General features: G+C 63.0%; 25 protein-coding genes. 17 read left to right on the top strand and 8 right to left on the bottom strand.

The genetic code is table 11. The annotated features are described in order from the left end of the window. The first annotated feature begins 132 nt into the window (after positions 1-132). From AZF01_RS11480 to AZF01_RS11515, 8 genes are all read left to right on the top strand, one after another. Positions 133-1,380, top strand: coding sequence for a sugar ABC transporter substrate-binding protein (locus AZF01_RS11480; protein ID WP_024710170.1), 1,248 nt, complete (start codon positions 133-135; stop codon positions 1,378-1,380). A 122-nt stretch (positions 1,381-1,502) separates the two neighbouring features. After that, the gene (locus AZF01_RS11485; protein ID WP_036238529.1) at positions 1,503-2,363 is read left to right on the top strand and encodes a carbohydrate ABC transporter permease; all 861 of its coding nucleotides are present in this window, start codon (positions 1,503-1,505) and stop codon (positions 2,361-2,363) included. Continuing rightward, complete coding sequence (locus AZF01_RS11490) at positions 2,356-3,186, top strand: carbohydrate ABC transporter permease (RefSeq protein ID WP_024710172.1); 831 nt, start codon at positions 2,356-2,358, stop codon at positions 3,184-3,186. Before AZF01_RS11485 ends, AZF01_RS11490 begins: the two co-directional genes overlap by 8 nt. A gap of 27 nt (positions 3,187-3,213) precedes the next feature. Further along, complete coding sequence (locus AZF01_RS11495) at positions 3,214-3,600, top strand: RidA family protein (protein WP_024710173.1); 387 nt, start codon at positions 3,214-3,216, stop codon at positions 3,598-3,600. A gap of 73 nt (positions 3,601-3,673) precedes the next feature. Beyond that, entirely contained in the window at positions 3,674-4,879 is a 1,206-nt protein-coding gene (locus AZF01_RS11500; RefSeq protein ID WP_036238531.1) for an amidohydrolase/deacetylase family metallohydrolase, read from the top strand. A gap of 18 nt (positions 4,880-4,897) precedes the next feature. Then, complete coding sequence (locus AZF01_RS11505; protein ID WP_244435627.1) at positions 4,898-5,644, top strand: copper homeostasis protein CutC; 747 nt, start codon at positions 4,898-4,900, stop codon at positions 5,642-5,644. Positions 5,645-5,716: 72 nt separating this feature from the next. Continuing rightward, on the top strand, positions 5,717-6,484 hold the full coding sequence (locus tag AZF01_RS11510) for an SDR family NAD(P)-dependent oxidoreductase (protein ID WP_024710176.1): 768 nt from the start codon (positions 5,717-5,719) through the stop codon (positions 6,482-6,484). Between the two features lie 519 nt (positions 6,485-7,003). Beyond that, a complete protein-coding gene (locus AZF01_RS11515) occupies positions 7,004-8,287 on the top strand; it encodes an aromatic amino acid transport family protein (protein WP_061449681.1) in 1,284 nt (427 codons plus the stop codon). A 107-nt stretch (positions 8,288-8,394) separates the two neighbouring features. Here AZF01_RS11515 and AZF01_RS11520 read toward each other — a convergent pair whose 3' ends face one another. After that, a complete protein-coding gene (locus tag AZF01_RS11520; RefSeq protein WP_197489598.1) occupies positions 8,395-8,706 on the bottom strand; it encodes a DUF982 domain-containing protein in 312 nt (103 codons plus the stop codon). Positions 8,707-8,905: 199 nt separating this feature from the next. Next, a complete protein-coding gene (locus AZF01_RS11525) occupies positions 8,906-9,916 on the bottom strand; it encodes a LacI family DNA-binding transcriptional regulator (RefSeq protein ID WP_082781094.1) in 1,011 nt (336 codons plus the stop codon). A gap of 343 nt (positions 9,917-10,259) precedes the next feature. Between AZF01_RS11525 and AZF01_RS11530 the strand changes: the two genes are divergently transcribed. The 7 genes from AZF01_RS11530 (at position 10,260) to AZF01_RS11560 (ending at position 18,275) form a co-directional block, all read left to right on the top strand. After that, entirely contained in the window at positions 10,260-11,552 is a 1,293-nt protein-coding gene (locus AZF01_RS11530) for an extracellular solute-binding protein (protein ID WP_024707533.1), read from the top strand. A gap of 152 nt (positions 11,553-11,704) precedes the next feature. After that, positions 11,705-12,637, top strand: a complete 933-nt coding sequence (locus AZF01_RS11535) for a carbohydrate ABC transporter permease (RefSeq protein WP_024707534.1) — start codon at positions 11,705-11,707, stop codon at positions 12,635-12,637. 4 nt (positions 12,638-12,641) lie between these two features. Next, positions 12,642-13,478, top strand: a complete 837-nt coding sequence (locus AZF01_RS11540; protein ID WP_024707535.1) for a carbohydrate ABC transporter permease — start codon at positions 12,642-12,644, stop codon at positions 13,476-13,478. Positions 13,479-13,497: 19 nt separating this feature from the next. After that, positions 13,498-14,661, top strand: coding sequence for an ABC transporter ATP-binding protein (locus tag AZF01_RS11545; protein ID WP_024707536.1), 1,164 nt, complete (start codon positions 13,498-13,500; stop codon positions 14,659-14,661). 23 nt (positions 14,662-14,684) lie between these two features. Then, complete coding sequence (locus AZF01_RS11550) at positions 14,685-17,075, top strand: glycoside hydrolase family 3 N-terminal domain-containing protein (RefSeq protein ID WP_036236726.1); 2,391 nt, start codon at positions 14,685-14,687, stop codon at positions 17,073-17,075. 337 nt (positions 17,076-17,412) lie between these two features. After that, on the top strand, positions 17,413-17,916 hold the full coding sequence (gene nikR, locus AZF01_RS11555; RefSeq protein ID WP_024707538.1) for a nickel-responsive transcriptional regulator NikR: 504 nt from the start codon (positions 17,413-17,415) through the stop codon (positions 17,914-17,916). A gap of 77 nt (positions 17,917-17,993) precedes the next feature. After that, positions 17,994-18,275, top strand: coding sequence for a DUF4031 domain-containing protein (locus AZF01_RS11560; RefSeq protein WP_024707539.1), 282 nt, complete (start codon positions 17,994-17,996; stop codon positions 18,273-18,275). A gap of 84 nt (positions 18,276-18,359) precedes the next feature. Here the strand turns inward: AZF01_RS11560 and recJ are convergent, their stop codons facing one another. The 6 genes from recJ to AZF01_RS11590 form a co-directional block, all read right to left on the bottom strand. Next, on the bottom strand, positions 18,360-20,174 hold the full coding sequence (recJ, locus tag AZF01_RS11565; protein ID WP_024707540.1) for a single-stranded-DNA-specific exonuclease RecJ: 1,815 nt from the start codon (positions 20,172-20,174) through the stop codon (positions 18,360-18,362). Positions 20,175-20,320: 146 nt separating this feature from the next. Then, positions 20,321-20,497 carry a hypothetical protein gene (locus AZF01_RS24015; RefSeq protein WP_156484732.1) on the bottom strand — a complete coding sequence of 59 codons (177 nt, stop codon included), beginning with the start codon at positions 20,495-20,497 and terminating at the stop codon, positions 20,321-20,323. Between the two features lie 239 nt (positions 20,498-20,736). Beyond that, positions 20,737-22,050: a homoserine dehydrogenase gene (locus AZF01_RS11575; RefSeq protein ID WP_024707542.1), complete on the bottom strand. Its 1,314-nt coding sequence runs from the start codon at positions 22,048-22,050 to the stop codon at positions 20,737-20,739. Positions 22,051-22,184: 134 nt separating this feature from the next. Continuing rightward, a complete protein-coding gene (locus tag AZF01_RS11580; RefSeq protein ID WP_024707543.1) occupies positions 22,185-23,402 on the bottom strand; it encodes an LL-diaminopimelate aminotransferase in 1,218 nt (405 codons plus the stop codon). A gap of 181 nt (positions 23,403-23,583) precedes the next feature. Continuing rightward, positions 23,584-23,781, bottom strand: coding sequence for a hypothetical protein (locus AZF01_RS11585; protein ID WP_152534499.1), 198 nt, complete (start codon positions 23,779-23,781; stop codon positions 23,584-23,586). 116 nt (positions 23,782-23,897) lie between these two features. After that, positions 23,898-24,395, bottom strand: a complete 498-nt coding sequence (locus tag AZF01_RS11590) for a DUF2202 domain-containing protein (protein ID WP_024707545.1) — start codon at positions 24,393-24,395, stop codon at positions 23,898-23,900. Between the two features lie 175 nt (positions 24,396-24,570). Between AZF01_RS11590 and sfsA the strand changes: the two genes are divergently transcribed. Both sfsA and map read left to right on the top strand, forming a co-directional pair. Further along, entirely contained in the window at positions 24,571-25,275 is a 705-nt protein-coding gene (sfsA, locus tag AZF01_RS11595; RefSeq protein ID WP_024707546.1) for a DNA/RNA nuclease SfsA, read from the top strand. 38 nt (positions 25,276-25,313) lie between these two features. Then, a complete protein-coding gene (gene map, locus AZF01_RS11600; RefSeq protein ID WP_024707547.1) occupies positions 25,314-26,150 on the top strand; it encodes a type I methionyl aminopeptidase in 837 nt (278 codons plus the stop codon). Positions 26,151-26,206: the final 56 nt, after the last annotated feature.

The following is a 26,206-nucleotide window of genomic DNA, read 5'->3' on the forward strand; positions in this document are numbered from 1 at the left end:
ACTTCAGTTTGCGCAATATGGGAATTTGCACTTGTTTGTATTTTTTGCATTGACGCATTTGGAAACTTCGGCATACGCTTCCGATCGTAGGGGAACACCGGCAGCAAAGCCGGGACCAACTGGAGAACAATTATGCATCAGACCAGAAAGGCACTGCCGCGCGCAGTGCGCCTTGCGCTTGCCGCATCCTCGCTTGCCATGATCTCCGCCGGCGCGGCTTCCGCCGATACGGTGCGGGTCACCATTCCGGAATATTCGTCGAAGACCATGCCCTATTTCCAGCAGGCGGCCGACGCGTTCATGGCGGAAAATCCCGACACCACGATCGAACTTGAAATGGTGCCCTGGGCAAACCTGCAGCAGAAACTGGTGACCGACATTTCCGGCGGCGTGAACGCCGACCTCGCCGTCATCGGCACGCGCTGGATCCTCGATTATGCCGAGCAGGAGGTGATCGAACCGCTCGACGACTATATGGACGACGCCTTCAAGGGCCGGTTCTTCGAAACCTTCCTGACGCCCTCGGTCGTCGACGGCACCACGTTCGGCCTGCCGATCGCCGCCTCCGCCCGCGCCATGTTCTACAACAAGGGCCTGCTGGAAGAGGCCGGCTACGCCGAGCCGCCGACCACCTGGGACGAGCTAATCGAAGCCTCGAGAGCGATCAAGGCGCTCGGCAAGGATGGCGTCTTTGCCTACGGCATCCAGGGCAAGAGCACGGAAACGGACGTCTATTTCTACTACCCGATGTGGAGCTATGGCGGCACGATCCTGACCGAGGACGGTCTTTCCGGTGTCAACACCGAGGCCGGCGCCAAGGCCATGGAGATCTACATGACGCTCATCAACGAGGGGCTTACCCAGCCGGGGGTCACCGATTACCAGCGCGCCGACATCGAGAACCTGTTCAAGCAGGGCAAGCTCGGCATGGTTATCACCGGTCCGTTCCTTTCCAACCAGCTCAAGGAGCAGGCGCCGGATCTCGATTACGGCCTCGCCAAGGTTCCCGCCGGCACGACATCGGCCACCTATGGCGTCACCGACTCGATCGTGATGTTCGAGAACTCCGACGTGAAGGACGAGGCCTGGGCCTTCCTCGACTTCCTGTTCACCACCGACCAGCGCGTCAAGTTCGACGAGGCCGAAGGCTTCCTGCCGGTGAACAAGAAAGAGGCAGCCATGCCGATGTTTGCCGACAATGAAGATCTGAAGGTCTTCACCGATCTTCTCGCCGGCGCCCACTTCGCGCCCCTCGTCGCAGGCTGGGAGGAAATCGCCGACAGCACGATCACCGACCTTCAGGCAACCTATCTCGGCCAGATGGAACCGGATGCGGCGCTCGCCGATATCGAAACCCGGGTCAACGACATTCTCGAGTAAGGTGGCCTGCAATGCCAGGTTCTTCACAACGCTCCGCCCCCAATCCGGACAGGGTGAACGGCGCTGGCATTGCGGCCACCGCCGAATATGAAGCCGGGCCTTTCGCGGCTTGGCGGAAAAGGATGGTGCCGGTGCTGTTCATCCTGCCCGGCCTCGTCCTCTCCGCCTTCATCATCATCTATCCGGTCTGGGAACTGATCCAGACATCGCTGCGCAAGGTCACCCGCTTCGGCAAGGTGACCGGCCTCAATGACTTCGCCAATTTCGAAGCGGTCTTTTCCGATACCCTGTTTCAGGAGGCAGCCATCCGCTCGGTCTGGTGGACGCTTCTTGTGGTCGGCGGAACGCTGATCTGCGCCGCCGGGATCGCGCTGATCCTGAACGAGAAGTTCCACGGTCGCGCCATTGCCCGCGTCATCATCATGCTGCCCTGGTCGGTATCGCTGTCGCTGCTGACCGTGGTCTGGCGCTGGGCGCTCAACGGCGAGACCGGCTACCTCAACCACCTGCTGGAACAGCTCGGCATCATCGACGGTCCCGTCGTCTGGCTTGCCAGCGGCTCGACGGCCTTCACCGTCATGATCCTGATCGGTATCATCGTCTCGATCCCGTTCACGACGACGATCTTCCTCGGCGGTCTCTCCTCGCTTCCGGGCGACCTCTACGAGGCCGCGCGCATGGAAGGCGCCTCCCACTGGCACTGCTTCAGGACCATCACCGTGCCGATGATGCAGCCTTACGTGAACATCGCGATCGTGCTCAACGTGATCTACGTCTTCAACTCTTTCCCGATCATCTGGATCCTGACGGAGGGCGGGCCGGCGAACTCCACCGACATTCTGGTGACCTATCTCTACAAGATCGCCTTCAAATACGGAAAGCTCGGCGAGGCTTCCGTCGTATCGCTCCTGATGTTCGTCTTCCTTCTGGCTTTCGCGGCGCTTTATCTGCGGCTTGTTTCAAAGGATCCGGCCAATGCCTGACAGACGACGCTCGCTGATCTACTGGATCATCCTTTCGCCGCTGCTGCTGATCAATCTCTTCCCCTTTGCGGTGATGATTTCCACCGCTCTGACGCCGGCCGACGAGGTGGTGTCCGGCGACACGCAATGGATCCCCAGCCGTTTTGCCTGGGAAAACTTTGTGGACATGTGGCAGACGGTCGATTTCGGCACGGCCCTGATGAACTCGCTGGTGGTCGGCGTCGTGACGACCGTGCTGACGATCGTCGTTTCGGTTCCCGCCGCCTATGCCATGGTGAGGCTCGACTTCAAGGGCAAGACGGCCTTCCAGACCTTCCTGCTGATCACCCAGATGTTTTCTCCGGTCGTGCTGGTGATCGGGCTATTCCGGCTTGTGGTCGGCATCGGCGCACTCGATTCGCTGGTCGCGCTCTCCGTCCTTTACTGCTGCTTCCACATCGCGTTCGCCGTCTGGATGCTGCGCTCCTATTTCGCCTCCATCCCGGCGGAACTGGAACACGCCGCCTGGCTCGAGGGCGCGTCCGCCTTCCACGCCATCCGCACGGTCTTCGTTCCCATGGCAGCCCCCGCCGTTGCGGTCACGGCGATCTTCACCTTCATCGGCGCCTGGAACGAATACGCGCTTGCGCTCGCCATCCTGCGCTCTTCCGAACATTACACCCTGCCGCTCAAGATCGCGGCGCTCTCCTCCGGCCGTTACCAGGTCGAATGGCATCATGTGATGGCGGCCACCTTCGTTGCCACCATTCCCGTCGCCATCATCTTCATGTGGCTGCAGCGCCATATGATCACCGGGCTTTCCGGCGGCGCTGTGAAGGGTTGAGACCCAAAAGACAAAGGAAAACACAAGATGTCCACAATCGAACATTTTCACGCACCCGAGACCTCGCCGAGCGCCGCCCCCCTGAGCCCCGCCGTCCGCGCCGGCGATTTCGTGTTCGTCTCCGGCCAGGTGCCGGTCATGGATGACGGCTCCATCGCTGCCCATGACATCGAGGCGCAAACGACGCAGGTGATGAAGAACATCGAAAAGGCGCTGAGGCTTGCCGGCTGCGCAATGTCCGATATCTGCAAGACCACCGCATGGCTGCATGACGCCCGCGATTTTGGCCGCTTCAACAAGGCCTATTCGGCCTTCTTCACGCCCGGCAAGTTCCCGGCGCGGACCACAAGCGAGGCGAAGCTGATGATCAACATTCTCGTCGAGATCGAGGCCGTCGCCTACAAGCCGCTATAGGATCCGAGCACCACGAACGAACAAGAACGATCCGCCACCAGCAATTGGCGGGCACGATATGGAGTCCCATGAAATGACAGCATCCGCAGCGCCTGCCGCCTATGACCTTATCCTGAAAGGCGGGCGCGTGATCGATGAGCGAAACGGCCTTGACGGCTTTTTTGACGTGGCCATCAGCGACGGCAAGATCGCCGCCGTCGCAGCCGGTATACCCGTCGCCGGCGCAAGATCGGTTCACGATGTCAAAGGCAGGATCGTCGCTCCCGGCCTGATCGATCTCCACACCCATGTCTATCACAAGGCAACCTCGCTCAGCGTCGATCCGGACATGATCGCGCGCCGCTCGGCGATGACGACGCTGGTGGATGCGGGCAGCGCGGGTGCCGGCAATTATGACGGGTTCCGCGACTATGTGATGGCCAATTCCCCCTATCGCATCCTGGCCTTTCTCAACATTTCCTTTCCCGGCATTTTCGGCTTCGACAAGGGGCTGTTCATCGGCGAGGCAACGCTGCGCGAAATGCTCCCCGTGGACCGTTGCGTGGCCAAGATCGAGGCAAACCGCGACAGGATCATCGGCGTCAAGGTGCGTATCGGCGGACCGGCCACCGGCGAACTGGCGCTCGGCGCGCTGGAACTGGCGCTGGAAGCCGCCGACAAGGTCGGCCTGCCGCTGATGACCCATATCGGCGGTCCGCCGCCAAGCTATGCCGATGTCGTCTCGATGCTCCGGCCCGGCGACATCCTCACCCATTGCTACCGCCCCTCGCCCAATTCGGCGCTCACCGAAGACGGTGAAATTCTCCCCGAAATCACCGCCGCGCGCAAACGCGGCGTGCTCTTCGATATCGCCCACGGCATGGGCGCATTTTCCTACGAAACGGCGGAACCGGCGATCCGGCAGAACTTTCTGCCGGACATCATTTCCTCCGATGTCCATGTCGTCGCCGTCGAGGGACCGGGCTATGATCTGCTTCACGTCATGAGCAAGCTCTATAATTGCGGCCTGTCCCTCCCCGACGTGATCGGCATGTCGACGAGCCGCCCTGCTCTTTCGATCCGCCGGCCCGACCTTGGCCATCTCGGCGTCGGCGCGCCCGCCGATATCTCCGTGCTCGATGATTGCGAGGCGGATTTCATCTTCTCCGACGTGCGCGGCGAGAAACGGCCGGGCAAACGCATCCTCCAGCCGGTTGCCTGCTATCTCGGCGGCACGGCAATGGAGGTGGGGCGACGTCCCTTCGAGGAACCCTTCCTCACGCGTTGCGGCTGTTGCTGAGGGGCCCGGACGATGGCCATGATCGAGATCTGCGTCGAAGGGTTTGAGGAAGCGCTTGCGGCGGAGCAGGCAGGCGCTGACCGGGTGGAGCTTTGCGCAGCGCTTTCGGAGGGCGGGATCACCCCGAGCATTGCCCAGATCCGCCTTGCCACGGCGCGGTGTTCGATACCGGTCTACGTCATCATCCGCCCGCGCGGCGGCGATTTTCTCTACACCGAGGCTGAATTCGAGGCGATCCTGGAGGATATCGCGGCGGCGAAGACAGAAGGCGCCGATGGCGTGGTCATCGGCTTTCTCACTGAGGATGGCCGCATCGATATCGCGCGCATGAAAAAGGCCGTCGCGGCCGCCCGTCCCATGGGCGTCACCTGCCACCGCGCCTTCGACATGACCCGCGATCCAGAGGAAGCGATCGACGACCTGATTGCGGCCGGTGTCGACCGGGTACTGTCCTCCGGCCAGTGCAGCAATGCGCAGGATGGTCTTGGCGTCCTCAAAGCCATGATCGGCCACGCAGACGGACGCATCATCGTCATGGTCTGCGGCGATCCGGACCCGCGCCTGCTGTTTGACGGACCGGTCAGACCCGACGCCATCGACTTCCATTTCGGCGCGACCGGTTACCGCGAGAGCCCGATGCGGTTCCGAAATCCCCGTGTCTTCATGGGCAAGGAACAGGACAACCGCGAATATCGCCGCCGCGCGCTCGACGGCGAAGCCATCGCGGCACGGGCTGAAAGGCTTCTCCGCCTCGCGGCATCCTGACCCGCGGGCGGGAACCAAAACATCACTCCGGCAGTTGATCGGGCATCGGTCCAATCATCCGGAGTTACAGACATGACACAGAAGGTGGCACTCGTGACGGGCGCGGGGTCCGGCATCGGCCGCGCTTCGGCACTCGCCCTAGCGGCCGATGGCATGGCCATTGGCGTTCTCGGGCACACGCCCGAGGAGAACCAGGAAACCGTCGACGCAATCAGGGCGGAAGGCGGCACCGCGCTTTCGCTTTCGGCGGACGTGACCAGCGCCGAAGAATTGAGCGCGGCGCTCGATGAGCTGGTCTCCGCCCATGGCCGGCTCGACGCGGTGGTCGCCAATGCCGGCATCAACGGCGTCTGGGCTCCCGTCGACGAGCTTGACCCGGCCGATTTCGACAAGACGATCGCCGTCAACCTGCGGGGCACCTTCCTGACCATTCGGGCAACGGTTCCCTATCTCAAAAAGGCGGGCGGCGGCTCCATCACCGTCATTTCCTCGATCAACGGCACGCGCAAGTTCACCTCTCCCGGCGCCACCGCCTACTCGGCGACCAAGGCCGCGCAACTGGCAATGGTTCAGCAACTCGCGCCGGAACTCGGCCAGGCGAGAATCCGCATCAACGCCATCTGTCCGGGCGCAATCGATACGGAGATCGGTGACAACACCGAAATTCGCAACGCCGAGAAAAGCGGCATTGGCGCAGAAGCACACATACCGCTGACGAACGACAAAGCCGGCTCGGCCGAGGATATTGCCGCCGTCGTCTCGTTTCTCGCCTCAGACAAGGCGAGCCATGTTACCGGAACCCCGATCTGGGTTGATGGCGGCCAGAGCCTCGTGACCTGACCGCTCATGAAAAAGCCCGCCCTTCGAACGCGTCGAGGGCGGGCGCCTGCGGCTTGCTGCGATGACGGGTCCAGGGTCTCTTCATCCCTGCCATCGGCGCTCGCCCCGACGTCTTGACAGGCTCGGGGGCCGCAATTATGAATGCATTTGCGACGTCTGCCCGCAGGAGCCTGAAATGCCGGACCCGATCCAGTCCGCCACAAGCACGAACCGGAAAGCCTGGGCGCTGCGTCGGTCGGCCGGCTTGCGCGGTTGCCTTCGATTTGCCGCATATCTGGAGAAGAAGCGGCTCCGGCGGTTCGAAAAAAACAGGAGCTGGCCGGAAATATCTCACGTGAGCCAGCCCGATACCGCCGGCTGTTGTTGTTCCGGTGACGACGCCTTTCTCGGCCGTCGCGAACCTCATGGATCATCTTCGACAGCCGAGGGCAACGACCAGGGTCAACCACCAGAAGAGGGCCGATCGCACGGGTTCATTCAACCTGTCGAAGAGGCCGCGGACGAAAGGAGACCCGGACCATGACCATCGAAGCCGAACCGAGCACGGAAGAACAGCCGATCCCACCCTCGGGAGCTGTCTCCTGGGAACACAAGGACACGCTCTGGTGCATCAGCCTTTTCGGAACGGCGGTGGGCGCAGGCATTCTGTTCCTGCCGATCACCGCCGGGCAATCGGGTTTCTGGCCATTGCTCGCCGTGACGATCCTGATCGGACCGATGGTCTATCTTTCGCACCGCGCCCTTGCCAGGTTTGTCCTTTCATCGCGCGTCGCGACGTCCGACATTACGGATGTTGTCGAGGAGCACTTCGGCCTGGTTGCCGGCAACCTGATAACGGTCCTCTACTTCTTCGCGATATATCCGATCGTGCTTATCTACGGCGTCGGCATCACGAATACGGTCGACAGTTTCATCGTCAACCAGATGCAGCTTCAGCCCCCGCCCCGCTGGCTTCTGTCCCTGTCGCTTATTCTGTTGATGATGAGCGTGATGATGGCTGGCGAAAATGTCATGCTGAAGGTCACGGAGTTTCTTGTCTACCCGCTGATCGTCATTCTCTTCGGCCTCTCCATCTACCTTATTCCGAGGTGGAATTATGCCGTTGTGTTTGAAGTTCCGTCAGCGAAGGACTTTCTCGTTACGATCTGGCTTACGCTTCCGGTGCTCGTTTTTTCCTTCAATCACAGCCCGGCAATATCCAGCTTTGCTCAGCTGCAACGGCGCGACCATGGTTCGAACGCCGTCAGGAAAAGCGATTCCATTCTCAGGGTCACGGCGTCCATGCTTCTGGTGTTCGTCATGTTCTTTGTCTTTTCATGCATCATGTGCCTTTCGCCGGAACAGTTCATCGAGGCGAAAAGACAGAATATTTCGATCCTCTCCTTCTTCGCGAACGCGTTCGACAATCCGGTCATTTCGTTTCTGGGGCCGGTCGTGTCTTTCGCTGCACTCGTGAGCTCGTTTTTCGGCCACTATCTCGGCGCGCGGGAAGGAATGCGCGGCATCATAAACCAGCAGGCCCGCAATATGGGTTTCGAAACAAATTCGAGGAAGCTCAATATTTTCATAGTCCTGTTCTTCATACTGAGCGTCTGGATCGTTGCGATCGTCAATCCCTCAATTCTCGGACTTATCGAGACGCTCATCGGGCCCCTGATTGCGGCGATCTTGTTCTTGCTGCCCATGTACGCCATCCACCGGGTTCCCGCCATGGCCAGGTACAAGGGGCGCGTCAGCAATGTATTCGTCACGGCAACAGGTATTGCCGCCGTTTCCGCGATCTTCTTCCAGATCCTGCGGTAGGCAGAACCGTTTCCGGCACTCCGGGCCGCGACCGGACAGGCAAAATGAGGCCCACCCTCCTGAACATTGGACGGCGGGCGTTCGATGAAGGCTTCGACGCTGCAGAATCAGGCAAGACTGCCGGCGGATGGCGCGGTCGTTCGCATTGCTTTCGCATCACCGCCGCGCGGAGCCGGCTGCATGAGACCCGCCTCCAGCATGGCCGAGATAAAGGCCTCGCGGGAAACTTCCAGCTTGCCGTTGTGGGCGGCGGCTTCGGCGCAGAGGCCGGAGGCGCTCAGATAATGCCGGCCTTCCTTCTTGTGGCAATGATCCCGCAGGAAATCCGCGGCCTCCTCGGGACCTTCGATCGTGACGGCATCGCCATTCGCCGTCAGCACATGCACGGGGATGCTCCAATATGTGGCAAGCTTGGACATGTTTTTTTTCCTCGTCTCGTTTTCCGCCATTGCCGGCAAAAGCCGACATCTGTCACTCAAGAACCAAAAAAACCGGCAATTTGTTCCTGCGATTTTCTCAATAAAAACCAATAGTGTGGCGGCTTGGCGGCGGCAATTTGCACAGTCCGGGACGGCGCGCGTTCAGGCAGCGAAGACGAGCCCCGGAGCGGCCCGCGCCTTACCGGCGCGGCGCGGCGGTCGACTGGCGGACGATCAGTTCGGTCGGCAGCGTGATCCGGTTGCTCGGCGCATCGAGCCCGCCGATCCGGGCCAGAAGCGTGTTCATCGCCGAGCGGCCGATCTGGCGCAGCGGCTGGCGGATCGTCGTCAGCGGCGGATGCATCTGCTGGGCGATGGCGATATCGTCGAAGCCGATCAGCGATATGTCTTCGGGAATCCGCAACCCCTTCTCCCTGAGCGCCTGGCTGGCGCCGAGCGCGCTGATGTCGTTGGCGGCGAAAATCGCCGTCGGCCGGTGTTTCAACGCCAGAAGCCGCTTTGCCGCATCGAAGCCGCTCTTTTGCAGGAAGTCGCCATCGACGACGAGGTCCGGATCGCGGTCGAGGCCGAACTGGGCAACGGCATCGCGATAACCCGCCAGACGCTCGCGCGCGGAACGCAGGCGGTTGTCGCCGGAAATGAAGCCGATGCGCCGATGGCCGAGATCGGCGAGGTGGCGCACGGCCAGCCGCGCGCCCTGATAGCTGTCGCCGTCGACCGAGGGAAAGGGCGGATCGTCATAAAGCGTATCGATCGTCACCACCGGTAATGCTTCGCTGGCGATCTGCTCCAGATAGCTCGCCTCGTAAGGCAGGATGGCGATGATGCCGCCGGCAATCTGCTGCAAGAGGCTTGCCACGCTGCTCGGCGCGGTGCTGTCGCGGTCGGGCAGCGAATAGACGAGCGCCTCGTAGCCGGCGCTTTTCGCCGCGCCGCTGATGCCGAGCACGATGTCGCTGGTAAAGGGCGCATGGAGTTCGGCCATCACCCCGATGATTCGCGAGCGGCCATTGGAAAGCTTCTGGGCAAAGGGATTGACCGAATAGCCCATCTCGTCGGCGATGCGCAGGATATCCTCGCGCGTCTCGGCCGAAACGCCCGGCTGGTTGTTGAGCGCGCGCGACGCCGTCATCCGCGAGACGCCCGCGACTTTTGCAATTTCGGCCAGCGTGGCCGCCCGCTTCTTCACCGCCAAAATGCGATCCCCCGTCGCGCCCTCAGTCGCGCCTCAACGGCGTCGCGCGCGCGGCATCGGCTGAAGATACCTGAACGATCAACGCCTTATTCCCCTTGCAGCTTTCCCCGGCGCTCGGCCGGGCAAAGGTTTCGATTAGCACAGTTCCGTCACAATAGCGACACGAACGCACGAGCCGTGCCATCGGCCCTTCGCTCCGTTCGCTCGCGCGGCTGATTCCGCATCGGAAAACCGTCGCTTGTTTACAGATAGCGAAACCTGATTGACACATCGTATCGTTACCGGTAACGTACCTCATATCGTAAGATTTACAACTTGTCTTGCATGGGAGGACACAATGCAATTCAAACCGTCCAGAACCTTCACCCGTCTTCTGGGGTCTGCCGCCGTTGCCGCTCTGGTTCCGCTTGCGGCCCAGGCCCAGGAAACCAAGACGATCACGTCCTGGGACCTGCGTTCGGACACAACCACGGCCGGCATCGTCCGTGACGCGATGGACCGTTTCGAGGAGGCCAACCCCGGCTATGTCGTCGAGGATTCGCACTTTGCCAACGACGCCTACAAGACCAAGCTGAAGATCGCTTTCGGCGCCAACGAGCCCCCTTGCATCTTCGCCTCCTGGGGCGGCGGCCCGCTGAAGGAATATGTCGATTCCGATCAGGTCGTCGACCTGACGCCCTATCTCGACGCCAACCCGGAATTCAAGGACCGCTTCGTGCCGGCAAGCTTCGGCCCGGTGACCTTCAACGACAAGATCTACGGCCTGCCGGCTGAAAACACCGCCGTGGCCGTGATCTTCTACAATACCGAGATTTTCGACGAGCTCGACCTGACGCCGCCGGAGACCTGGGACGAACTGATGAACGTCATCAGCGTCCTGAACGAGAACAACATCGCCCCCTTCGCGCTTGCCAACAAGAACAAGTGGCCCGGCTCGATGTATTTCGTTCTGCTGGCCGACCGCATCGGCGGCCCGGAAGCCTTCCGCAAGGCGGCAGCGCGTGAAGAAGGCGGTTCCTTCGAGGATCCGGTCTTCATCGAGGCCGGCGAGCGGCTTCAGGAGCTCGTCGAGGCCGACGCGTTTGCCCGCGGCTACAACGGTCTCGACTATGACGTCGGCGGTTCGCGTCGCCTGCTTTACGCCGATCGCGCCGCCATGGAGCTGATGGGCAGCTGGGAAATGGCCACCATCCGCAACGAGAATCCGGAATTCGCCGAAAAGGTCGATTTCTTCACCTTCCCCTCGGTGCCCGATGGCAAGGGCGATCCGTCCAACGTGATCGGCACGCTCGGCGACAATTATGTCAGCATCGCCTCCGCCTGCCCCTATAAGGACAAGGCCTTCGAACTGCTGACCTACCTCACCAATGACGATGCGGCCGCCGCCCGCCTTGCCGACCAGCGCGTGATGCCGCTGAAGGGCATCACCACCGAGGACCCCTTCCTGAACAAGGTTCTGGAAGTCGTCGGCGAGGCCGGTAGCGTTCAGCTTTGGTACGATCAGGAACTGCCGCCGGCCCTTGGTGAAGTCCACAAGGACACGGTCCAGCAGCTCTTCGGCCTGTCGATCACGCCGGAAGAGGCAGCCGCCGAAATGGAACAGGCGGCCCAGGCCGAGGCCCGGCAGTAAGGCCTGCGCGGCGCCCATCTCCCAAACCTCCCGAGGCGTTCGTGATCCGCACGCGCCCCGCATCGGCCGCCGCCCCTACCGGCGGCGGCCGTCATGCTGCTTGTGCCGATTTTCCGCATTGACCGGGAAACGTGCGAGAGAAAGGATAAGACATGTCCACGGCCCTAACGCGGACGGCTGCCGACCGGCAAAGGCAGCGGAAGAAATGGGTGCTGGCCCAGCGCGCGGCACCCTTCGTCTTCATGACGCCGGCGGTCATCTTTCTGGCCGTCTACCTGCTCTACCCCCTCGTCTCCAGCTTCCGGCTGTCCTTCGTCAACTGGAACGGGCTCGGCGATACGGCCGTTTTCGTCGGCCTCGACAACTGGGTCCGCCTTCTCCATGACGGCGTGTTCTGGCATTCGGCCTGGAACAACATCCTGCTGGCGCTGTTCTCGATCGTCATCCAGTTGCCGATCGCCCTGGTTCTGGCGGTCGTTCTGGACGAGGCCAGCAAGGGCTCGCGGATCCTCAAGATCCTCTATTTCATTCCGCTCCTGATGTCCTCGGTCGCGCTCGGCGTGTTGTTCAAGAACATCTACGACCCGAATTTCGGCCCGATCAATTCCATTCTCGACGCCATGGGGCTTTACGGCTGGGCGCATGACTGGCTCGGCGATCCGCGCTATGCGCTGGGCTCCGTCATCGCCGTCGTCTTGTGGCAGAACATTCCTTTCTACATGGTGCTGTTCCTGGCCGGCCTCGCCTCCTTCCCGCGCGAGATCACCGAGGCCGCAAGGCTCGACGGCGCGTCGCAGACCACCATCTTCTGGCGTCTGAAACTGCCGCATCTTCAGGGCACGTTCCGCACCGCCGTGCTGCTCGCGACCATCGGCTCGATGCGCTATTTCGACCTCATCTACGTCATGACCGAGGGCGGGCCGGAAAACGCCTCGCAGGTGATGGCAAGCTATATGTACAAGCAGGTCTTCGCCTCCTTCGAGCTCGGTTACGGCACCACGGTCGCCGCCGCCATGTTCATCATCATCACCGTGATCGCGGCAGTCGCCTTCCGCCTGTCCAAACGGTTCGAGACGGAGGTCTGATCCGATGAAAAAGAAACAAGGCTTCAAGGTCGGACGCGTCGCCATTCCGGTGCTCGGCACCTTCTGGCTGGCCGTCACCACGCTCCCCTTCATCTTCGTCGCCTTCATGAGCCTGAAGACGCAGCAGGAAACCTTCGTCAACCCGGTCTGGGCGCTGCCGGAGAGCTTCAACCTTTCCAACTATATCGAGGTGCTCGAGGGTTCCTTCCTGATCTATCTGAGGAACAGCCTGTTCGTGATCTCGACCTCGGTCGTCATCATCATCCTGCTGTCCTCGATGGCGGCCTATGCGCTGGCGCGGCTGAAATTCAAGTTTTCCGACAGCCTGTTCGCCCTCATCGTCGCTGGCATGATCGTTCCGCTGCACGTCACGCTGGTGCCGGTCTACCTGATGACCCGCTCCATGGGGCTCTACGACACGCCGGCGGGCCTGATCGGCCCCTATGTGGCCATCAGCCTGCCGATCTCCGTGTTCATCCTGACGGAATTCATGCGCCAGGTGCCGAAGGAGCTCGAGGAAGCCGCCATGCTCGACGGCTGCGGCCCGTTCAAGATCTACTGGAAGATTTTCCTGCCGCTCGCCGGTCCCGGCATTTCCACGGTCGCGATCTATAACGGGATCATGCTGTGGAACGAGTTCGTCTTCGCCTATGTGCTGACGTCCTCGACCGACAAACGCACGCTGCCGCTGGCGGTCTGGGACTTCCAGGGCCAGTACGCATCGAATGTCCCCGCCATCATGGCCGTCGTCACCCTTTCCGCCCTGCCCTTGATCATCGTCTACGCCATCGGCCAGGAAAAGATCGTCAACGGCATGATGGCCGGCTCGCTCAAGGGCTGATGGAACCGGAGTACCAACAATGACACAGATCCTTCTCGAAAACGTCGAAAAGCGCTTCGGCAAGCTCACCGTCCTGCACGACATCAACCTCAACATCGAAGACGGCCAGTTCTGCGTCTTCCTCGGGCCGTCAGGCTGCGGCAAGTCCACGCTTTTGCGCATGATCGCCGGTATCGAGGAGATCACCGAAGGCGATCTTGCAATCGGCGGCGAGATCATGAACGACGTGCCGCCGGCGGAACGCCGCGTGGCGATGGTGTTCCAGAATTACGCGCTCTACCCGCATATGAGCGTTTATGAGAACATGGCCTTCGGGCTGAAACAGGCGAAGACGCCGAAGGCCGATATCGAAAGGCGCGTCAACGAGGCAGCCCGCATGCTGCAGATCGAGCCGCTGCTCGACCGCCGCCCCAAGCAGCTTTCCGGCGGCCAGCGCCAGCGCGTCGCCATCGGCCGCGCCATCGTCCGCCAGCCCGCCGTCTTCCTGTTCGACGAACCGCTGTCGAACCTCGATGCGGCGCTGCGCGTTCATATGCGTTCCGAAATCGCCAATCTGCACCGCGACTATCCCGAAGCCAGCATGATCTACGTGACCCACGACCAGACGGAAGCCATGGCGCTTGCCGACAGGATCGTGCTCTTGCGCGCCGGTCCGGACGTTGCCAGGAAAGGCAGCATCGCCCAGGTCGGGGCGCCGCTCGAGCTCTACCATCGCCCGGCCAATCTCTTTGCGGCAGGCTTTCTCGGCTCGCCGTCGATGAATTTCCTCAAGGTGAGGCTCGAAGGCGCCGATGAAGACGGCGCCAGGGTGAAGCTCGAGACCGGCGAGACCTTGCGCGTGCCGGTGTCGACAGAAGGCCTTTCGAAAGGCGCCGAACTGACGCTCGGCATCCGCCCCGAGCACATGCATCCGGCCGAGGACGACGCCGGCGATCAGGTGATCCGCCGCAAGGTGCGCGCCGTCGAGAATTTCGGCGAGTACAGCCATCTCTATCTCAACGAGAGCACGGAAAAGCCGATGATCGCCAAGGTCGCCGAGGATGTGCTGAAGGTTCCGGAAAAGCCGATGGCCTTCTTCGTCAAGCCGGCGGCCTGCCATCTTTTCGATGCCGAGGGCGAGGCGCTTGCCTACCTGCCAAGCGTGCCCGGCCCGCATGAACTGGGCTCGACCGACGCTGTCTGAACACGAAATACGGAATTTGAATGATGAACACCGTCGCAAGCAATTGCCTGTACAAAGACCCCTCGCAGCCGATCGAGGCACGTGTCGCGGATCTCCTCGCCCGCATGACGATCGAGGAGAAAATCGGCCAGATGCATGCCGTCTGGCTCTTCCTTGAAGAAGACGGCAACCACCGGACGCGCTCCGACCAGTTCACCGGTTCCTCCGATCCCGAGACGCTCAAAAGCATGCTGTCCTCCGGTCTCGGACAGGTCACCCGGCCTCTCGGCACCCGCAGCATCGATGCTGCGGAGGGCGTGCGCGCGCTGAACGCGCTGCAGAAGTTCATGGTCGAGGAAACACGGCTCGGCATCCCGGTCATGTCGCATGAGGAATGCCTCTCCGGGCTGATGATCAAGGGCGCGACGCTGTTTCCCTCCTCGCTCTCCTTCGGCGCGACGTTCAACCCGGACCTGATCGAGAAGGTGGGCGCGGAAATCGGCCGGGAAGCCCGCGCCATCGGTTGTCACCAGGGGCTCGCCCCCGTGCTCGATGTCGCCCGCGACGCCCGCTGGGGCCGCACGGAGGAAAGCATCGGCGAAGACCCCTACCTCACCGGCGTCATCGCCACGGCCTATGTCAAAGGCCTGCAGGGCGAGGATCGCGGCGTTCTGGCGACGCTGAAGCATTACGCCGGCCATTCCGCCAGCGAGGGCGGCCGCAACCACGCCCCCGTGCATATGGGCTGGCGCGAACTCAACGACATGTTCATGCTGCCGTTCGAAATGGCGGTGAAGCTTGCCAATGCCGGCTCCGTCATGCCCGCCTACCATGATATCGACGGCGAGCCGGTGCATGCCTCGCACCACCTGATGACCAGGGTGCTGCGCGAGGACTGGGGCTTTGACGGCCTTGTCGTCGCAGATTATGTCGGCGTCAGCCTGCTCTACCAGCATCACGGCATTGCCGAGAACCGCGCGGAAGCGGCCGCCCTCTCCTTCAACGCCGGTCTGGATGTCGAGCTTCCCGGCGACGACTGCGCCAAGGACCTGAAGGAGGCGCTTTCGCGCGGGCTGATCACGCCAGCAAAGATCGACGAAATCGCCGCCCGGGTATTGCGCGAGAAATTCCGTCTCGGACTGTTCGAAAACCCCTATGCGGACGATGGCAGGATCGTGCTCCAGCGCAGGGAGGCCGTCGACGTCGCACGGCAGACGGCGGAGGAATCCGTCACCATTCTCGACAATAACGGCATCCTGCCGCTTAGCCCCGGCAAGAAGGTCGCCGTCATCGGCCCGACGGCGGACGATCCGCTCGCCCTTCTCGGCGATTATGCCTTCCCGGTTCATCTGATCCACAACGAGGCCCAGGAAGAGGTCGAAAGCGTCGTCACGCCGCTTGCCGGTCTGAGGGCGAAGCTCGGCGCGGAAAACGTCATCTATGCCCGCGGCTGCAACATTCTCGACGAGCGCAAGGCGGGCGCCCCGGTCTTCCCCGGCGATGTTGACGACAGCACCTCGCTGGAACAGGCCTCCTCGCTCTCCTCCCGGCTGGACATGATCCCGAGCGCGGTGGAAGCGGCGAAGAACGCCGATGTCGCCATCGTCTGCGTCGGCGACCTGTCCGGCATCTTCCAGACCGGCACTGTCGGCGAAGGCTCCGATGCCGACACGCTGGAACTGCCCGGCGTGCAGCAGAAGCTCCTCGATGCCGTGATCGAGACCGGCAAGCCGGTCATCGTCGTCATCTCCTCCGGCCGGCCCTACAATCTCGGCGGCGCGGAAGAGAAGATCGCGGCGCAGGTGATGACCTTCTTCTCCGGCCAGGAAGGCGGCACGGCGCTGGCAAGCGTGCTGACCGGCGCGGTGGAACCGTCGGGACGCCTGACGCTGTCGATCCCGCACAATGTCGGCGCGGCGCCCTATTTCTACAATCACAGCTTCAAGAGCTCGGGCACGCCGATCGCCCGTCATTTCGGCAGCCGTTACCCCTTCGGCCACGGCCTCTCCTACACCGATTTCGAATTTTCCGATTTGAGGCTGGAGAGCGAAACCGTCGATATCGAGACGGGCACCGTGCATCTGTCGTTTATGGTCAAGAATGTCGGCGACCGTGACGGCGTCGCCGTGCCGCAGCTCTATGTCCGCGACGAGATCGCCACGCTGGTGCGTCCGGTCAAGGAGCTGAAGGCCTTCGGCAAGCTTGCGCTCAAGCCCGGGGCAAGCGCCCGTGTGACCTTCGAGGTGCCGACGGATATGCTGAACTTCACCGGCTACGAGGGCTGCCGCATCGTCGAACCCGGCTTCTTCACGCTGATGGTCGGCGCCTCCAGCGGCGATGTAAGGCTCAAGACGCGGGTCGAGGTAACGGGCGAGCGCCGGATGCTGCCCGCCGACTGGCGCATGCTGAGCGGCTTCGCCGTCGACAAGGCCTGATCGCGTCGGCGCATATGGAGGGGTCTGCCCTGCAGGCCCCTTCCGGGTTGCCGACGGCCCCGGCACGCCGTTTCCCGACCACGGCCGGCAAGGCCCGGCCTCGGGCAGGACATGTTTCCGGCCTTTTGAAGTCCTTCGGGTGCGGACGGTCCTCACGCCACCGATCGACGCCGTTTCTTTTTGATTTGCGCCTGTTGCTGCTATTCTCTTGAATAAAGCGGTTCCAGGAAAAGCGGATACCGGTTTTCCGTTCGGAAACGCGCAAAAACAAAGGGATAGAGAGCTTTCGCGATTCGAAGAAGAGCGGAAGCGCCCTAGACGGAAACGGAGGCGGCCCATGAAGCGCATCACGATCACCCTGTCCGATGACATCGCCGACGCGCTGGACCACTATATGAACGAAAGCGGCGCGCAGAACCGTTCCGAGGCCATTCGCGATCTCGTCCGCCGCGCCATGCTGGACCTCAAGAACGGACCGGACGATGCCGATTGCATCGGCGTCGTCTCCTATACGGTGGACCAGACCGCGCGCAGTCTCGCGACCCGGCTCGCGAAACGCCGGCTCGACGCCCATGACCGCCATGTGGCCGCGGTTTCCGTCCCGCTCGACCATTCGACCGCGCTCGAGATCGAGGTGACGCGAGGCAAGCTCGGCGAGGTGGGCGCTGCCGCGCAGAAACTGTTCCTCGAGCGCGGCATCGCCCACGGCGCGCTCTCCGTGGTGCCGGTAGCGACCGGAGGCGCGATGCACGCCCATGAAGGCCAGGCCGAACCCCACCGCCATCTGCACGTCCGGCAGAGCTTCAATCCGGCAAGGGACGAAGAAGAAGGGCAGGCCTGATCGGGGCGCCTGGTTTGACAAGCGGCGGATTTCGGCTATCACGACCGGCTCAATGCCAACGCCACCCGAAAGCCGCCATGGCCGTCTATGTCGACGATATGAAATGGCCCTTCAAGGGCATGATGATGTGCCACATGCTGGCCGACACCAGCGAGGAACTGCACGCCATGGCCGAACTGATCGGCATGGAGCGCCGCTGGGTTCAGTATCCCGGAACGGCCAAGGAACACTACGATGTGCCGATGACGCGCCGCGCGATCGCTGTCGAGGCCGGCGCGGTCGAGGTCAGCTGGCGTTTCATGGTGACGCTGATCCGCAGCCGCCGACAGGGGATTTCGCAGCCAGATGCAAACATCTGACGCCCGCGAAAATGCGTCAAGACAAAGAGAGAGTGCGCTTTCGCGTTCCCTGAGCGGCGGAACTGCTCTGCGGTTTTCCAGTTCTCAGACAGGCAGGGACGAATCGACGATGCGGATCTGGACCCGCCGCCGCCCCTGGAAATAGTCGCCCGACAGCGCGCCGGCAATGCTGAGCCGGCGTCCCCGCGCCGAAAGAAGCGCCTCGCCGAGCGGCTTGTCGGCGGCGCGGAAGGCGATCCCGTCAAGATGCGCGCCCTCGGCGCTTTCCAGCGTCACCTTCACATGGCCGCCGGCGCCGATTACGCGCGCATCGCGCAGCTTGTGGTCGGGCACGGCGAAGATCGGCTGGGGATGGCCGGAGCCATATGGTCCGGCGGCCTCCAGCCGGTCGATCAGATCGAGCGTGGCGCCGGAGGCATTGAGCGCGCCGTCGATCTTCAGTTCGGCATCTGCGGTCAGCGCCTCCACGGCATCACGCGCGCGCTCCTCGAAGAACGCCCTGAGCGCCGACAGACGCTCGCGGCGCACCGTGAGGCCGGCGGCCATGGCGTGCCCGCCGCCCTTGACCAGAAGCCCCTCTTCCACCGCCGCGCGCACCATGCGGCCGAGATCGAAGCCCGCGATGGAGCGGCCGGACCCCGTGCCCCTGCCGTTTGCATCAAAGGCGATGGCGAAGGCCGGACGCGCGAAGCGGTCCTTCAGCCGCGAGGCGAGCAGGCCGACAATGCCCGGATGCCAGCCTTCCCGCGCGGTCACGATGACGCCGACGCCTTCGCCGGTCCCGAATTCGGCGATGGCGTCCGCCTCCGCTTCTTCCAGCATCGCCGCCTCGATCGCCTGGCGCTCGCGGTTGAGCTGGTCGAGCCGTTCGGCGATCGCTTCAGCCTCGTCCGGGTCGGCGACGGTCAGGAGCCGGCTGCCGAACGCGGCATCGCCGATGCGGCCGCCGGCATTGATCCGCGGGCCGATCAGGAAGCCGAAATGATAGGGCGTGACCGGGCCAGCAAGCCCCGCCCGCCGGAAGAGCGCCGCAAGGCCGGGATTGGACAGCGCCCGCGCCACGACCAGACCCTTGACCACATAGGCCCGGTTCAGCCCCTTGAGCGGGACAACGTCGCACACGGTCGCAAGGGCGACGATGTCGAGCCATGCGAGCAGGTCGACGCGGCCCGCCCGCATGTCGCCCGCCTGGCGCAAGGCCCGCAATGCCGCGACCAGAACGAGAAAGACGACGCCTGCCGCGCACAGATGCCCCTGGCCGGAAAGATCATCCTCGCGGTTCGGGTTGACCAGCGCGGCGCATTCGGGAAGGTCGACGCCGATCTGGTGATGGTCGATGACCACGACATCGATGCCGCGCTCGCGCGCGACGGCGAGGGACTCATGGCTGGTCGAGCCGCAGTCGACGGTGACGATGAGTTGCGCTCCGCCATCGATCAGCGCGCCGATCGCCTGCGGATTGGGACCATAGCCTTCGAAGATGCGGTCGGGAATGTAGATTTCGGCCTCGATGCCGAAGGCGCCGAGAAACTTGTAGACGAGCGCCGAGGAACAGGCGCCGTCGACGTCATAGTCGCCGAAAATCGCGACCTTCTCGCCCCGCCGGATGGCTTCGACAAGCCGCGCGGCGGCCGCCTCGCAATCGGTCAGCGCGAACGGATCCGGCATCAGCCGGCGCAGCGTCGGATCGAGGAATTCCGCAGCCTCCGCAACCGGAACATCGCGGCCTGCCAGCACGCGCGCAACCAGTTCCGACATGCCGTGACCCTGCGCCATGGCAAGAGCCCGGTTCTCGCCGGCCGCCCCCAGCCGCGGAACCCAGCGCAGGCCGCGCGCGGACCGCTCGACGCCGAGAAAGGCGCGCTGTCTTGCTTTGCGGCTGGCGGGATTGTCAGTCATCTGGCCTCGCTCTTCCAGGGATTGCACTCGCCCCTGTTTAGCGCCAATCAGACCGCAATGTCATGAAATAACTTGGATGCCCTTGCAAGCGGCGCGCGCGCGCCACGAGCGCTTGCCGTTCCGCGCCCCGGGCGGACCGGCTGCCTTCAAAGAACCCCCACAAGAAGGGCAACCAGCCCGCCCCAGAAGACGAACCCCGCCAGCACGATGAATGCGAGACCGGGGCTGCGCCTGCGACGCAGACCCGCCCAGCGCTTCGCCCTCTTGCCGTCGTCCCGTCTGCCGGGCTCGCCATAGGCTCTGATAGCGCTGTCAAATCGCAACTTTCGGCCCTCCCGATGCATGCTCCTGCCGTTTTCTTTCTTGGAAACCAGCCAGACATGTAGCCCGCGCGCCATGAACCCTTCATGAACGAGAGCCGCAGCGAGCATGATTGCACATTTCAACCGGAGAGGGAAGAGCGGGAGAAAAAATCGGAGAGATTGCCGACGGACGGGCGCAAACCCCTCCGCCGGATGGAGCACGCAATGGCATGCGAGGGAGCGACCTGCCGCAAAAGGCCTTACGGCTTTTCGATGCGGATCACCTGCGGCTTGCCGACGATGTAGCCGTCGCTCTCCATCGCCGAGACCGCATTGCGGACGGAAAGTTCGGTCGTCGCATGGGTGACCATGATGATCGTCTTGGTGGGGGCATCGCCGCCGCCATTGGCCGAGTGCTGGACGATCGATTCGAGCGAGATCTGGTTGTCGGCCATGCGGCGGGCAATCGCGGCGATGACGCCGATGCGGTCGACAACGCGCAGGCGGATGAAATAGCCGCCCTCATGGCTGCGCATGCGCGCCTTCCTGTAGGGCGCCAGCGATTTTGCCGGACGGCCGAGGGCCGCAACCGTCTGGATGCCGGGACGCGACTTGGCGATATCGGCGATATCGCCGAGCACGGCGGAAGCCGTCGCATCGCCGCCGGCGCCGGGGCCGACCATCAGCAGGTCGCCGAGTATATCGCTCTCGATCGCGACCGCATTGGTGACGCCGTCGACCTGGGCGATCACGGTATCATGCGGCACCATGGTCGGATGAACCCGCTGCTCGATGCCGCCCTCGGTGCGCTGCGCCACGCCCAGAAGCTTGATCCGGTAGCCAAGCTCGGAGGCTGCCCGGATATCCTCCTGGGTGATATTGGAAATCCCCTCGAGATAGATGTCGTTGCAGGAAATCTCGCAGCCGAAGGCAAGCGCGGTCATGATGGCAAGCTTGTGGGCAGTGTCGTTGCCCTCGATGTCGAAGGTCGGATCGGCCTCGGCATAGCCCAGACGCTGCGCCTCCTGCAGGCAGTCCTCGAAGGAAAGCCCCTCCTTCTCCATCCGCGTCAGGATGTAGTTACAGGTACCGTTCATGATGCCATAGACGCGCGAAATCGTGTTGCCGGTCAGCGATTCGCGCATCGCCTTGATCACCGGAATGCCGCCGGCAACCGCCGCCTCGAAATTCAGCAACAGGCCCTTCTCCTCGGCGGCTGCAGCAAGCGCCACGCCGCTTTCGGCCAGAAGCGCCTTGTTGGCGGTGACCACATGGACGCCGCGGGCAAGCGCGGCCTCGACGGCCTCGCGCGCCGCGCCGTCTGCTCCGCCGATCAGTTCGACCAGAACCTCGATATCGCCGCTCTTCGCCATCTCAACCGGATCATCGAACCATGTCGCGCCGGAAAGGTCGATACCGCGGTCCTTGTCGCGGCTGCGCGCCGATACGGCTGTGATGTCGATGGCGCGCCCGCAGGAAACCGCGAGGCTTTCCTGCCGGTCGTGAATGATACGCACAAGCGAGGCGCCGACGGTCCCGAGACCGGCGACGCCGATTTTCAAGGCATCTGCCATGGGGGTATTCCTAGTGGCCCGGATTTCAATGTTGGGCGCCATTTCCGGCGCCCGCGCTTCATTTAGATCGTTTCATCGCGAAATGAAACATCGGGCAGCGGAATTTTGGCGAAGCGGACGGCAGCCTCCAGGCCTCAACGATGGGCGTTGAGCGCCACGATATTGTCCGGCGCCACATCGGCGGACGCGAAGAAGCGCTTCAGGTTGCGCGCGGCCTGGCGGATGCGGTGCTCGTTTTCGACAAGCGCGATGCGAACATGCTGGTCGCCATGCTCGCCGAAGCCGATGCCGGGCGCGACGGCGACGTCGGCCTTTTCCACCAGAAGCTTGGAAAATTCGAGCGAGCCGAGCGCCTGGAAGGGTTCGGGGATCTTTGCCCAGGCAAACATGGTCGCCGCCGGCGGGGCAACGTCCCAGCCGGCCTTGCCGAAGCTCTCCACCATCACGTCGCGACGCTTGTGATAGATCGAGCGCACTTCCTCGATATCCTTGCCGTCGCCGTTGAGCGCATGGGTGGCGGCCACCTGGATCGGCGTGAAGGCGCCGTAGTCGAGATAGGACTTCACCCGCGCCAGAGCCGAGATCAGCCGTTCGTTGCCGACGGCAAAGCCCATGCGCCAGCCGGGCATGGAGAAGGTCTTCGACATGGAGGTAAACTCGACGGCAACATCCTTGGCGCCCGGCACCTGCAGAACGGAAGGCGGCGGCGCGCCGTCGAAATAGATCTCCGAATAGGCCAGATCCGAAAGCACGATGATCTCGTGCCTGCGGGCAAAGGCGATGACCTCCTTGTAGAAATCCAGCGTCGCCACATGCGCCGTCGGGTTCGACGGGTAGTTGATCACCAGCGCCAGCGGCTTCGGGATCGAGTGCTTGATCGCGCGCTCCAGCGGCGGAAAGAAGCTGTCGTCCGGCTCGACCGTCAGGGAGCGGATCACGCCACCCGCCATCAGGAAGCCGAAGGCATGGATCGGATAGGTCGGGTTGGGGCAGAGGATCACATCGCCCGGCGCGGTGATCGCCTGGGCCATGTTGGCGAAGCCCTCCTTGGAGCCGAGCGTCGCCACCACCTCGGTCTCGGGATTGAGCTTGACGCCGAAGCGGCGGGCATAATAGCCGGCCTGGGCGCGCCTCAGGCCCGGAATACCCTTCGACGACGAGTAGCGGTGGGTGCGCGGGTCGCGCACGACCTCGCACAGCTTGTCGACGATGGATTGCGGGGTCGGAAGATCGGGATTGCCCATGCCAAGGTCGATGATATCGGCGCCCGCCGCTCGCGCGCTCGCCTTCAAACGGTTGACCTGTTCGAAAACGTATGGCGGCAGTCGCCTGACCTTGTGGAACTCTTCCATTTTCTTCCTCTTGGAATTCTAGACGCAAGGATCCGCGCTTTTCGCAGGATCATCGAAACGAGAGCAGCATAACGCGCCCCAACGCAAGAATCATCTGCACTTGCGTCAATTTTGGGGCAGAAAAGCTAATACTCTGTTTCATCATTGCCACAGGGCGCAGATGACCGGCGGCTGCGCCGCCCTATTGCCCGGCCGGGATGCCGGCAAGCCCGTCCATCCTTTCCCGCATCGCGGAAACGTCATCGTCGCTCAGTTGTTGATAGGCCGGGCTGATCTCTGTGCAGACATCGGGATCGCCGCAGGTGGTGGAACAGGACGACAGCCCGAGCGCGGCGGCAGCGGCAAACAGAACGGACAGAGCGACGCGGAATTTTCTCACGGTTTCAGACCCCCGATTTCGGTCCGCCGCCATCGAACTGACCCCGGAACCCTTTGTTTCGGCCCGAAATCTGCCCGCTTTGCGCCGGATGCGCAAGCCTTTTGCCGGTCACCCTCTCAGCGGTCGGCGCAGCGGGCAAAGGCCGGAAGGTGATTGTTCTCGGAGGCATCGCGCAGCGCCTGCATGACATTGACGATATCCGGATAGGCGCCGGCGACGGGAATCAGTTGCCCGTCATAAAGCGAGCGGTTCTCGATCTCGGCGTCCACGCCGATCTGACAGGCTTCGGCAAGGCTGCCGGGGACGGCCGCCGCGATTTCCGCCGAGCCGAGCATGCCGTTCTCCGGAACCGCCATGCCATAAGCCTCCATCAGCGCGGCGACAGCGCGCGCATGCTGCTGTTCCGCCGCCACGATGTTGACGAAGGGACGAACCGGGCCGTAGGCGTCGATGACAGCCGTATAGAAGGCCTCGGCGTGGTATTCATCCTCAAGCGCGCGCGTCAATGCCGCCTGAACATCATCCGGCAGGGCCGGCGCGGCCATTGCCGCGGAGACGCCGCCCATGCCTGCGGCAAGCGCGATGCCCGCCAGAATTGTCGTTGGAATTTTCATCGTTCCATCCTCCCGTTCGGTGGTCTCGGCGACCGCCGGCATGGCCTGTCGCTCGTCTATTATACTAATCTTCGTAGTTACGAATACGAGTTAATTGTTGGTAAGGTTCGGGGCGCCGCGCCAAAATCGCAGCCTGCCGGTTGCGCCCCTGCTCACAGCGCCTAAAACCGGAACCATGAAGTTCGACCCGCCCCTGCAGCCCGCCCGTCTCGTCAAACGCTACAAGCGGTTTCTGTTCGACGCGGTGCTGGAAGATGGCTCCGCGATCACCGGTTCCTGCCCCAATACCGGCTCCATGCGCGGGCTGACGACGCCCGGATCGGTGATCTGGCTGTCGCGCAACGACGACGGCAAACGCAAATATCCGCACCGCTTCGAGCTGATCGAGGCCGATGGAACGACGGTCGGGGTCAATACCGGGCTACCCAACCGGCTCGCCGAGGAAGCGATCCGCGCCGGGCTGATCGCCGATTTCGCCGGTTACCCGGACATGCGCCGGGAACAGAAATACGGTCGCCGGAGCCGAATCGACCTGCTTTTGCGCGATGACCGCCGGCCGGACCTTTATGTCGAGGTCAAGAATGTCCATTTCATCCGCACGCCGGGCCTTGCCGAATTCCCCGATTCGGTCACAGAGCGCGGCGCACGTCATCTCGCGGAACTGGCCGACATGGTCGCCGCGGGACATCGCGCGGCCATGGTCTATGTCATCCAGCGCCACGACTGTGACCGCCTGAAGATCGCGGGCGACCTCGATCCGGCCTATCGCCGCGCCTTCAGGGCCGCGCGGGCCGCCGGCGTCGAGGCTTACGCGATAAAATGCTGGGTGGCCTGTGACAGCATCACGCCAGATGCTACAGTGCCGATTGAAGACAGTTAAGCGCGGCACACGGATGACGCGCAGACGGTGAAGATATCATGGTGACTTATGTTGATGCGGCCAGCGCGCCGCTGAAGAATGACGGCTCGATCCGCCTCTATGACGCGGAGGCCTTCGAGCGGATGCGCGAAATCTGCCAGGTTACGGCAGCCTGCCTCGACGGGCTTGCCGATATCATCGAGCCCGGCGTCACGACGGAGGCAATCGACCGTTACGTGCTCGAATTCGGCCTCGATCACGGCGTCGTGCCGGCAACGCTCGGCTACCGCGGCTACAAGTATTCAAGCTGCACCTCGGTCAATCACGTGGTCTGCCACGGCATGCCCAACGCGAAGCCGCTGAAGGAAGGCGACATCGTCAATGTCGACGTCACCTTCGTCCGCGACGGCTGGCACGGCGATTCGAGCCGCATGTATCCGGTCGGCGCAATCAAGCGCGCGGCCGAACGGCTTCTGGAAGTAACCTATGAATCGCTCCTGCGCGGCATCGCCGCGGTCAAGCCCGGCGCGCGCACCGGGGCTATCGGCGAGGCGATCCAGACCTTTGCGGAGGGCGAGCGATGCGCGGTGGTGCGCGATTTCTGCGGCCACGGCGTCGGCCGCCTCTTTCACGACACGCCGAACATCCTCCACTATGGCCACGCCAATGAGGGGCCGGTCATGAAGGAGGGGATGATCTTCACCATCGAGCCGATGCTCAACCTCGGAAAGCCGCATGTGAAGGTCCTGAACGACGGCTGGACGGCGGTGACCCGCGACCGCTCGCTCTCGGCCCAGTACGAGCACTGCGTCGGCGTGACGAAGGACGGCTGCGAAGTCTTCACGCTCTCGCCCGGCGGACGCGACAGGCCGGGCCTGCCGGACCTTGCCGGCTGACGGAACGCCATGACCCGACCGCCCCGCAAAGACCAGAGCGAAAGGCAAGAGCCCGC

It is taken from the genome of Martelella sp. AD-3 (genome assembly GCF_001578105.1).
Taxonomy (GTDB): Bacteria; Pseudomonadota; Alphaproteobacteria; order Rhizobiales; family Rhizobiaceae; genus Martelella.

Bases quoted from the DNA above. Each gene is read 5' to 3' on its own strand.
- AZF01_RS11480 (WP_024710170.1), top strand. From the start codon at position 133: ATGCATCAGACCAGAAAGGCACTGCCGCGCGCAGTGCGCCTTGCGCTT.
- AZF01_RS11485 (WP_036238529.1), top strand. From the start codon at position 1,503: ATGGTGCCGGTGCTGTTCATCCTGCCCGGCCTCGTCCTCTCCGCCTTC.
- AZF01_RS11490 (WP_024710172.1), top strand. From the start codon at position 2,356: ATGCCTGACAGACGACGCTCGCTGATCTACTGGATCATCCTTTCGCCG.
- AZF01_RS11495 (WP_024710173.1), top strand. From the start codon at position 3,214: ATGTCCACAATCGAACATTTTCACGCACCCGAGACCTCGCCGAGCGCC.
- AZF01_RS11500 (WP_036238531.1), top strand. From the start codon at position 3,674: ATGACAGCATCCGCAGCGCCTGCCGCCTATGACCTTATCCTGAAAGGC.
- AZF01_RS11505 (WP_244435627.1), top strand. From the start codon at position 4,898: ATGATCGAGATCTGCGTCGAAGGGTTTGAGGAAGCGCTTGCGGCGGAG.
- AZF01_RS11510 (WP_024710176.1), top strand. From the start codon at position 5,717: ATGACACAGAAGGTGGCACTCGTGACGGGCGCGGGGTCCGGCATCGGC.
- AZF01_RS11515 (WP_061449681.1), top strand. From the start codon at position 7,004: ATGACCATCGAAGCCGAACCGAGCACGGAAGAACAGCCGATCCCACCC.
- AZF01_RS11520 (WP_197489598.1), bottom strand. From the start codon at position 8,706: ATGTCCAAGCTTGCCACATATTGGAGCATCCCCGTGCATGTGCTGACG.
- AZF01_RS11530 (WP_024707533.1), top strand. From the start codon at position 10,260: ATGCAATTCAAACCGTCCAGAACCTTCACCCGTCTTCTGGGGTCTGCC.
- AZF01_RS11535 (WP_024707534.1), top strand. From the start codon at position 11,705: ATGTCCACGGCCCTAACGCGGACGGCTGCCGACCGGCAAAGGCAGCGG.
- AZF01_RS11540 (WP_024707535.1), top strand. From the start codon at position 12,642: ATGAAAAAGAAACAAGGCTTCAAGGTCGGACGCGTCGCCATTCCGGTG.
- AZF01_RS11545 (WP_024707536.1), top strand. From the start codon at position 13,498: ATGACACAGATCCTTCTCGAAAACGTCGAAAAGCGCTTCGGCAAGCTC.
- AZF01_RS11550 (WP_036236726.1), top strand. From the start codon at position 14,685: ATGAACACCGTCGCAAGCAATTGCCTGTACAAAGACCCCTCGCAGCCG.
- nikR (WP_024707538.1), top strand. From the start codon at position 17,413: ATGAAGCGCATCACGATCACCCTGTCCGATGACATCGCCGACGCGCTG.
- AZF01_RS11560 (WP_024707539.1), top strand. From the start codon at position 17,994: ATGGCCGTCTATGTCGACGATATGAAATGGCCCTTCAAGGGCATGATG.
- recJ (WP_024707540.1), bottom strand. From the start codon at position 20,174: ATGACTGACAATCCCGCCAGCCGCAAAGCAAGACAGCGCGCCTTTCTC.
- AZF01_RS11575 (WP_024707542.1), bottom strand. From the start codon at position 22,050: ATGGCAGATGCCTTGAAAATCGGCGTCGCCGGTCTCGGGACCGTCGGC.
- AZF01_RS11580 (WP_024707543.1), bottom strand. From the start codon at position 23,402: ATGGAAGAGTTCCACAAGGTCAGGCGACTGCCGCCATACGTTTTCGAA.
- AZF01_RS11590 (WP_024707545.1), bottom strand. From the start codon at position 24,395: ATGAAAATTCCAACGACAATTCTGGCGGGCATCGCGCTTGCCGCAGGC.
- sfsA (WP_024707546.1), top strand. From the start codon at position 24,571: ATGAAGTTCGACCCGCCCCTGCAGCCCGCCCGTCTCGTCAAACGCTAC.
- map (WP_024707547.1), top strand. From the start codon at position 25,314: ATGGTGACTTATGTTGATGCGGCCAGCGCGCCGCTGAAGAATGACGGC.